This window comes from Streptomyces sp. NPDC101194 (genome assembly GCF_044767885.1).
In the GTDB taxonomy this organism is placed as follows: domain Bacteria; phylum Actinomycetota; class Actinomycetes; order Streptomycetales; family Streptomycetaceae; genus Streptomyces.
This window is the reverse complement of sequence record NZ_JBIWOS010000002.1, coordinates 717,957-726,883: the sequence shown is the minus strand read 5'-3', so window position 1 is coordinate 726,883 and position 8,927 is coordinate 717,957. Positions and strand designations below refer to the sequence as shown.

Below are 8,927 nucleotides of genomic sequence, written 5' to 3'. Positions count from 1 at the left end.
AAAACCCCCCGCGGGACCCACACACCCGCTTGTCGCCCCCATTGTGCCGGGGGGGGGGCGCGGCGCGCCCCCCCACCCATTGCGGGCGGGGGGGGGGGGGGGGGGCCCCCCCCCCCCCCCCGGGGCCGCTCGCGCATGCGCGGTACCGGCGCGGCGCCGCTTCTCGGCTCACCGGAAGGACTCCGGTGTCCGGTACCGGCGCGAACGGCTCGGGCAGGGTCAGCCGCGAGCAGGAGCGCCCGGCAGCAGGCTTCGCGGCGCCGCGGGGCCGCCTGCTCGGGCGCTTTGAGCCGCAGGTCAGGCGATACGCTCCCGCACCACGGGGGTGGCCGTGAACTCCGTGCCCTCCGGCGCGATGTCGTACGAGGAGGGCAGTGCCTTCAGCGCGTAGTCGAACTTCTCGGGGGTGTCGGTGTGCAGCGTCAGCAGCGGCTGTCCGGCCGTGACCGTGTCACCGGGCTTGGCGTGCAGCTCGACGCCCGCCCCCGCCTGCACCGGGTCCTCCTTGCGGGCCCGGCCCGCACCGAGGCGCCAGGCGGCGACGCCGATGTCGTACGCGTCCAGGCGGGTCAGCACGCCGGTGGACGGGGCCGTCACGACGTGCTGCTCACGGGCGACCGGGAGCGCGGCGTCCGGGTCGCCGCCCTGGGCGGAGATCATCCGGCGCCAGACGTCCATCGCGGAGCCGTCGGTGAGGGCCTTCTCCGGGTCGGCGTCCTTGAGCCCGGCCGCGTCCAGCATCTCGCGGGCGAGGGCCAGGGTGAGGTCGACGACGTCCCTGGGACCGCCGCCGGCCAGCACCTCCACGGACTCGCGCACCTCCAGGGCGTTGCCCGCGGTCAGGCCGAGCGGGGTGGCCATGTCGGTGAGCAGCGCGACCGTGCGCACTCCGCTGTCGGTGCCCAGCGCGACCATGGTGGAGGCCAGTTCGCGGGCGTCCTCGATGGTCTTCATGAAGGCGCCCGAGCCGACCTTGACGTCCAGGACGAGTGCGCCGGTGCCCTCGGCGATCTTCTTGGACATGATCGAGCTGGCGATCAGCGGAATGGCCTCGACGGTGCCGGTGACATCGCGGAGCGCGTACAGCTTCTTGTCGGCGGGGGCGAGCCCGTCGCCGGCGGCGCAGATCACGGCGCCGGTGGTGTCCAGGACGCTCAGCATCTCCTCGTTGGTGAGGTGGGCGCGCCAGCCGGGGATGGACTCCAGCTTGTCGAGCGTGCCGCCGGTGTGGCCCAGGCCCCGTCCGCTGAGCTGCGGCACGGCGGCGCCGCACGCGGCGACCAGCGGGGCGAGCGGCAGGGTGATCTTGTCGCCGACGCCGCCGGTGGAGTGCTTGTCGGTGGTGGGCCGGGAGAGCGACGCGAAGTCCATGCGCTCACCGGAGGCGATCATCGCGGCGGTCCAGCGGGCGATCTCGGTGCGGTTCATGCCGTTCAGCAGGATCGCCATGGCCAGCGCGGACATCTGCTCATCGGCGACCTCACCGCGGGTGTACGCGTCGATGACCCAGTCGATCTGCTCGGGGGTCAGCTCGCCTCGGTCCCGCTTGGTGCGGATGACGGAGATGGCGTCCATGTCCTGGGAGTCCTTCCGGCCGGTACGTACGCAAGAGTCCTGGATGACTCTACGCGCATAGAGGGTGGAGAGAGGGGTGGCCCTCCCGACGGGCGGGAGGGCCACGGTGGTTCGGCTGCGGATGTCCGCCGGTCCGGTCGGCCCGGACGCTCGGGACGGGCCGTCCGGACCGGTCGGCACGGCTACTTCAGATGGCCCGGCCCGAACGCCTGCGGCAGCATCTCGTCGAGCGTGCGCAGTCCGTCCGGCGTCTCCAGGATCAGCTCCGGCCCGCCGAACTCGTACAGCAACTGCCTGCACCTGCCGCACGGCACGAGGATCTCGCCCGCCCCGTCCACGCAGGTGAAGTGGGTCAGCCGCCCGCCGCCCGTGGCGTGCAGCTGGGAGACCAGGCCGCACTCGGCGCACAGCCCGATGCCGTACGAGGCGTTCTCGACGTTGCAGCCGGACACCGTACGTCCGTCGTCGACGCGTGCCGCCGCACCGACCGGATAGTGCGAGTAGGGGACGTACGCACGCGTCATGACCGACCGCGCGGCGCTCCGCAGCGCCGCCCAGTCGACCTCCGCGCCGGCCGTCACTTGCCCTGGCCCTTCCGGTAGCGCATGCCGTCCGCCTTCGGCATCCGCAGACGTTGCGCGGAGAGCGAGAGGACGAGCAGCGTCACGATGTACGGGGTCGCGCTCACGAACTCGGTGGGCACCGTGTCCGTGGCGAGGTACCAGACCAGGACCGCGGCGGCGACGACCGCGCTGACAACGCCCTGGACGAAGCTCTTGCGGTGGAGCTTCCAGGCCGCGAGCACGGCCAGCATGACCACGAGCAGCAGGAGCAGCGCGTGGACGGACTCGCCGCCGTTGCGCAGCTGGAGCGCGTCGGCGAAGCCGAACAGGCCGGCGCCCATGGCCAGTCCGCCGGGCCGCCAGTTGCCGAAGATCATCGCGGCGAGACCGATGTATCCGCGCCCGCCGGTCTGTCCCTCGTTGTAGATGTGCGAGGTCACGAGCGAGAGGAAGGCACCGCCGAGACCGGCCATGCCGCCGGAGACGATCACCGCGATGTACTTGTAGCGGTAGACGTTGACGCCGAGCGATTCGGCGGCGACCGGGTTCTCGCCGCAGGAACGCAGCCGCAGACCGAACGAGGTCTTCCAGAGCACGAAGAACGTGAGGGCGAAGAGGACCACGGCCAGGATCGTCAGCAGCGACACATTGGTGACCAGGCCGCCGATGACGCCGGCCAGGTCGGAGACGAAGAACCAGTGATGCTTCTCGATGGAGTGCAGCCAGTCGGAGAGGCCCGGGATCGTCACCGAGGTGATGTCGTCGGCCGGCGGGGACTGCTTCGGACTGCCGCCCTTGGCCGCCGCCTCGCCCGAGTTGAACCAGAGCTTGGCGAGGTAGGTGGTGAAGCCGAGCGCCAGGATGTTGATGGCGATACCGGAGATGATGTGGTCGACGCCGAAGGTGACGGTCGCGACGGCGTGCAGCAGCCCGCCGAGCATGCCGCCGATGACGCCGGCCAGCACACCGAGCCACGGGTTGGTCTGCCAGCCGGCCCAGGCGCCGAAGAACGTGCCCAGGATCATCATGCCTTCGAGCCCGATGTTGACCACACCGGCCCGCTCGGCCCAGAGGCCGCCGAGACCGGCGAGCCCGATCGGCACGGCCATCGCGAGTGCCGCGCTGATCTGTCCGGCCGAGGTGACGTCCGCGGCGCCGGTGACGGCGCGTACGGCGGACAGCGCGAGCAGCACGCCCGCGACGATCAGCAGTACGACGGGGAAGGAGAGGCGGGTGCGGCCGCCCTTGCCGCCGGAGACCTTGGGGGCCGCGGGGGGCGGAGTGGAAGTCGCCGTGACGGTCACGCCGACACCTCCTGCTGGTCGGAGTTACGGGCGGCCTGTGCGGCTAGTTCCGCGCCGACCTTGCTCTGCTGGCGCTTGAGTCCGTAGCGGCGGACGACTTCGTAGGCGATGACGACGCACAGGACGATGACGCCCTGGATCACGCCGACGATCTCCTTGTCGTACCCCTCGAATTCGAGCTTGCCGGTACCGCGCTCCAGGAATCCCCAGAGCAGCGCGCCGAGCGCGATGCCGACGGGGTGGTTGCGGCCGAGGAGGGCGATGGCGATACCGGTGAAGCCGATGCCGACCGGGAAGTCGCCGCTGTACTCGTAGCTGTCGTTGAGCAGGGTCGGCATACCGATCAGACCGGCCACGGCGCCGGAGATCAGCATCGAGGTGACGACCATCTTCTTCACGTCGACACCGCTGGCCTCCGCCGCGGAGCCGGACTGGCCGACGGTGCGCAGGTCGAAGCCGAACCGCGTGCGCGAGAGCGCGAACCAGTAGGCGATGCCCGCGACGACCGCGACCACGATGAAGCCCCAGACGGGCGACGGGGTGGTCGGGAACTCGAAGAAGTGCGCCGACTCCGGAAGCGGCTTGGTGGAGATCTTCGTGCCGGCCTTGTCCAGGTGACCGAGGCGGCCCTGCTGGAGCAGATAGCCGATGACCGCCGTCGCGATGGCGTTCAGCATGATCGTCGAAACGACCTCGCTGACGCCCCGGGTGACCTTGAGGACACCGGCGATACCGGCCCACATGGCACCGACGATCATCGCGGTGAGGATGATCAGCGGGATCTGCAGGGCGCCGGGCAGGGTCAGCGCGCCGCCCACCGCCGCGGCGAAGAACGCCGCGAGGCGGTACTGGCCGTCCACGCCGATGTTGAAGAGGTTCATCCGGAAGCCGACGGCCACCGCGAGACCCGCGAGGTAGTACGTCGTCGCCTTGTTCAGGATGTAGACCTGGCTGTCCGACTTCAGTCCGTAGTCGAACATGATACCGAAGGCGCTGAACGGCTCCTTGCCGGTGGCGGCCAGCACAAGTGCGGTCACCAGGAAGGCGACCACGATCGCGAGTACGGGGGCCGCGATCCCCAGGAGCAGCCGCTCCTTGTCGATCTTCTTCATCGGTCCTCTCCCCCGTCCCGGGGGTCGGTGTCGGTGCTGTCGGCACCCGGGGCGTCCGGTGCTTCGGCCCCCTCCGGTGCTTCTGTTGCGTCCGGTGCTTCGAGGTGTCCGGTGGCCGCGCCGGTCATCGCCGAGCCGAGCTCCTCCGGGGTGATGGTCGCCGGGTCGGCGTCCGCGACCAGCCGGCCGCGGTACATCACGCGCAGGGTGTCGGAGAGTCCGATCAGCTCGTCCAGGTCGGCGGAGATCAGCAGGACCGCCAGCCCCTCGCGGCGCGCCTCGCGGATCTGGTCCCAGATCTGCGCCTGGGCGCCGACGTCCACGCCCCGGGTGGGGTGCGCGGCGATCAGGAGCTTCGGGGCGTGGCTCATCTCACGGCCGACGATCAGCTTCTGCTGGTTGCCGCCGGAGAGGGAGGCCGCGGTGACCTCGATACCGGGGGTGCGGACGTCGTACTCGCGCACGATCCGCTCGGTGTCGGCGCGGGCGCCCTTGAGGTCGAGGAACGCGCCCTTGCTGTTGGGGCGTTCGGTGACATGGCCCAGGATGCGGTTCTCCCAGAGCGGGGCCTCCAGCAGCAGTCCGTGCCGGTGGCGGTCCTCGGGGATGACACCCATGCCGTTCTCGCGGCGCTTGCGGGTCGGCGTGCGGGAGATGTCGGCGCCGTCCAGGGTGAGCACACCTTCGTCGAGCTGGCGCATGCCCATGATGGCGTCGACCAGCTCGGACTGGCCGTTGCCCTCGACACCGGCGATGCCGAGGACCTCGCCCTTGTGGATGGTGAAGCCGATGCCGTCGAGCACCGAACGCACCACACCGTCCGGGTCCGTGGCGCTCAGCCGCAGTCCCTCGACGGTCAGCATCGGAGTGTCGGTGACGGTCGACTCGCGGGTCTCCGGGGACGGGAGCTCGCTGCCGACCATCAGCTCGGCGAGCTGCTTGGTCGTGGTGCTCTTCGGGTCGGCGGTGCCCACCGTCGTGCCGCGCCGGATGACGGTGATCTCGTCGGCGACCGACAGCACCTCGCCCAGCTTGTGCGAGATGAAGATGACGGTCAGGCCCTCGGCCTTGAGCTCGCGCAGGTTGTCGAAGAGCGCGTCGACCTCCTGCGGTACGAGGACGGCGGTGGGCTCGTCGAGGATGAGGGTGCGGGCGCCGCGGTAGAGGACCTTGAGGATCTCCACGCGCTGCCGGTCGGCGACCCCGAGGTCCTCGACCATGGCGTCCGGGCGGACACCGAGACCGTAGGCGTCGGAGATCTCCTTGATCTTGGCGCGGGCCCGGTCGCCGATCCCGTACAGCTTCTCGGAGCCGAGGACGACGTTCTCCAGGACGGTGAGGTAGTCGGCGAGCATGAAGTGCTGGTGCACCATGCCGATACCGCGGTCGATGGCGTCGCCGGGGTTGTGGAACGAGACCTGCTCGCCGTCCACCGCGATGGTGCCCTCGTCCGGCTTCTGCATGCCGTACAGGATCTTCATCAGAGTGGACTTGCCTGCACCGTTCTCGCCGACGAGAGCGTGGACGGTGCCGCGGCGCACGGTGATGTCGATGTCGTGGTTGGCCACGACCCCGGGGAACCGCTTGGTGATGCCGCGGAGCTCCACGGCATGGGGACTGCTGGACGCGTTGATGGCGCACTCTCCTTGGCAGGAGCGGAGGGCGGAGGCGGTGGGACGGAGGCGGTGAAGCGGTGGGACGGAGGCGGCGGAACGGTGAAAGGTACCGCGCCCGGCGGATGCTACGCGCGTAGCGCCACCGAATCGTTGGCCACCCGATGACAGGTGGCGGACAGTGTGTGCACGGCTACGGCACGTCGGCCGGACCCGTACGTGAAATCGGGGCCCGAGTGAAGCCGAAGCGGCTCACCCGGGCCCCGATCGACAGAGGATCAGGTCGTGGTCTTGACCGTGATGGAACCGTCGACGATCTTCTTCTTCGCCTCGTCGAGCTTGGCCTGGATGTCCTTCAGGTGGTCACCCGTGGTGGTCAGGCTGACGCCGCCCTTGGCCAGGGAGTACGTCTGCGTGCCGGTCACCGGCTTGCCGTCCTTGACGGACTTGATCAGGTCGTAGACACCGCCGTCGACGTTCTTGACGACGGACGTCATGATCGTGTCCTTGTACTTCGCCAGCGACGGGTCGAGGGCCTGGTCGGAGTCGACGCCGATGGACCAGGCGCCCTTCTTGCCCGCGACGGCCTCGATCGAACCGGCACCCGAGCCGCCCGCGGCGGCGAATATGACGTCCGCGCCCTTGTCGAGCATGCCCTTGGCGGCGGCGGCACCCTTGTCGGGGCTGCCGAAGCCGGAGAGGTCCGAACCGGTGGACAGGTACTGGATCTGCACCTTGGCCTTCGGGTTGGTGTCCATGACACCCTGCTGGAAGCCCGCGGCGAACTTCTTGATCAGCGGGAGGTCGACGCCACCGATGAAGCCGACCTGGCCGTCCTTCGACTTCAGCGCGGCCGCGACACCGGCGAGGTAGGAACCCTGCTCCTCGGTGAAGACGATGCTGTCGACGTTCTTCACGTCGGAGACCGAGTCGACCAGACCGAAGTTGACCTTCGGGTACTTGGCCGCGATCTTGTCGACCGCGTCCTTGTACGCGAAACCGATCGCGATGACCGGGTTGTAGCCGCCCTCGGCGAGCGACTCCAGCCGCTGCTCACGGTCGGCCGGGGTCTCACCGGTCTTGGCGGTGAGCTCCTTCGTCGCGGCACCCAGCTCGGACTTGGCCTTGTCCAGACCACGCGCCGCGGAGTCGTTGAACGAGTTGTCGCCACGGCCGCCCACGTCGTAGGCCATGCCGATCTTCATCTTGCCCTTGTCGGAGCCGGAGCTCTCGGTGGACGACTCGCCGCACGCGGTGGCGGTGAGCGCGAGGGCCGCGGTGACAGCACACGCGGCAGTGATCTTGGATACCCGGCGCAAGGGAAGGCTCCTTCAAACCTGACCGAAGCGCCTCTTCCGGCGCTGGTTTCGCGGCGATCGTAACGCGCGTAGATGTCAGATAAAGCCCTGTACGGAAGCCGTTATCGGATCGTCGCGAACGAGAGGTGACGTGTCCGGTCACGGATGGTTGCCGTCGAGCAACGCGCAGGCAGTGAAGAGCTCCACCGCCACCGTGATCGCCTCCTCGTCCGCGTCGAAATCGCCACGATGCAGGTCGAGACGGGCGGTGTCGCCGGGCGTGCGGACCCCGAGCCGGGCCATGGCCCCAGGGACCTGTTCCAGGTACCAGGAGAAGTCCTCGCCGCCGAGGCTCTGCTCGGTGTCCTCGATCGCATACGAACCGCGCCGCGCGGTCATCGCCCCCGCGAGCAGATCGATCACGGCGGCGTCGTTCACCACGGGCGGGACGCCCCGGACGTAGTCGATCACCGTCTTGGCGCCGTGCATCCCGGCCACCTCGTCGATCGCCGCGTGCACCAGGTCGGGCGCCTCGCGCCAGGCCGCCAGGTCCAGGCAGCGCACCGTGCCGGAGAGTTCGGCGTGCTGCGGGATCACGTTGCAGGCGTGCCCGGACTCCAGCCGCCCCCAGGTGACGGCGAGACCGGCCCGCGCGTCGACCCGGCGGGCCAGCAGTGCGGGCACCTCGGTGGCGACCTTGGCGGCGGCGGTGACCAGGTCGGTGGTCAGATGCGGTCGGGCGGTGTGCCCGCCGGGGCCGTCGAGGCTGACCTCCAGCCGGTCGCAGGCCGAGGTGATGGCCCCGACCCGCAGCCCGATCCGCCCCACGTCCACCTTCGGATCGCAGTGCACCCCGATGATCCGCCCGACGCCCTCCAGCGCCCCGGACGCGATCGCGTCGGGCGCACCGCCGGGCAGCACCTCCTCGGCCGGCTGGAAGATCAGCCGCACGGGGTTCGGCAGCAGCCCCTGCCGGTCGAGCCCGGCGAGCACGAGCCCGGCGCCGAGGACCGCGGTGGTGTGGATGTCGTGCCCGCAGGCGTGCGCCCGGTCGGGGACGGTGGAGCGGTACGGGACACCCGCCTTGGTGTCGGGGATGGGCAGGGCGTCGATGTCCGCGCGCAGGGCGAGCACGGGCCGCGTGTCGCCTTCCCGGCCGCCCACGTCGCACAGGAGTCCGGTCCCGGTGTCGAGTACCCGCGGTTCCAGCCCCGCCTTCTCCAGCCGGGCCTTGATGGCCGCGGTGGTACGGAACTCCTGGTTGCCCAGCTCGGGGTGCATGTGCAGGTCGCGCCGGAAGGCGATCAGTTCGGCACGCAAGGACTCTGACAGGGCGCCGGGCAGCGCCTCGTCCCCGGGCAGTCGGGCATCGGAATCACGGGACATCAACTGGTTCACCTGGTGAAGGGTAAGCCCGTTCCCTCGTCAACTGACCATGAAACAAGAAAAGTTCAGCCACATA

General features: G+C 69.9%; 7 protein-coding genes. All 7 read right to left on the bottom strand.

All coding sequences use genetic code 11. The annotated features are described in order from the left end of the window. Positions 1 to 297: 297 nt before the first annotated feature. The 7 genes from ACIRP2_RS10040 to ACIRP2_RS10010 all read right to left on the bottom strand — a co-directional run bounded on the left by ACIRP2_RS10040 (position 298) and on the right by ACIRP2_RS10010 (position 8,851). Entirely contained in the window at positions 298 to 1,575 is a 1,278-nt protein-coding gene (locus tag ACIRP2_RS10040; RefSeq protein WP_404248329.1) for a thymidine phosphorylase, read from the bottom strand. Between the two features lie 182 nt (positions 1,576 to 1,757). After that, a complete protein-coding gene (locus ACIRP2_RS10035; RefSeq protein WP_351074352.1) occupies positions 1,758 to 2,156 on the bottom strand; it encodes a cytidine deaminase in 399 nt (132 codons plus the stop codon). After that, positions 2,153 to 3,442 (bottom strand): ABC transporter permease, encoded by a 1,290-nt coding sequence (locus ACIRP2_RS10030; protein ID WP_404248327.1) that lies wholly within the window; start codon positions 3,440 to 3,442, stop codon positions 2,153 to 2,155. The genes ACIRP2_RS10035 and ACIRP2_RS10030 overlap by 4 nt, the downstream gene beginning before the upstream one ends. Then, positions 3,439 to 4,554, bottom strand: a complete 1,116-nt coding sequence (locus ACIRP2_RS10025; RefSeq protein ID WP_402279233.1) for an ABC transporter permease — start codon at positions 4,552 to 4,554, stop codon at positions 3,439 to 3,441. Before ACIRP2_RS10025 ends, ACIRP2_RS10030 begins: the two co-directional genes overlap by 4 nt. Further along, a complete protein-coding gene (locus ACIRP2_RS10020; RefSeq protein WP_404248325.1) occupies positions 4,551 to 6,161 on the bottom strand; it encodes an ABC transporter ATP-binding protein in 1,611 nt (536 codons plus the stop codon). The genes ACIRP2_RS10025 and ACIRP2_RS10020 overlap by 4 nt, the downstream gene beginning before the upstream one ends. A 284-nt stretch (positions 6,162 to 6,445) precedes the next feature. Further along, entirely contained in the window at positions 6,446 to 7,486 is a 1,041-nt protein-coding gene (locus ACIRP2_RS10015; RefSeq protein ID WP_404248323.1) for a BMP family protein, read from the bottom strand. A gap of 138 nt (positions 7,487 to 7,624) precedes the next feature. Beyond that, positions 7,625 to 8,851, bottom strand: coding sequence for an amidohydrolase (locus ACIRP2_RS10010; RefSeq protein WP_404249436.1), 1,227 nt, complete (start codon positions 8,849 to 8,851; stop codon positions 7,625 to 7,627). Positions 8,852 to 8,927: the final 76 nt, after the last annotated feature.

Excerpts from the sequence above, each read along its gene's own strand:
- ACIRP2_RS10010 (WP_404249436.1), bottom strand. The coding sequence starts at position 8,851 with ATGTCCCGTGATTCCGATGCCCGACTGCCCGGGGACGAGGCGCTGCCC.
- ACIRP2_RS10040 (WP_404248329.1), bottom strand. The coding sequence starts at position 1,575 with ATGGACGCCATCTCCGTCATCCGCACCAAGCGGGACCGAGGCGAGCTG.
- ACIRP2_RS10025 (WP_402279233.1), bottom strand. The coding sequence starts at position 4,554 with ATGAAGAAGATCGACAAGGAGCGGCTGCTCCTGGGGATCGCGGCCCCC.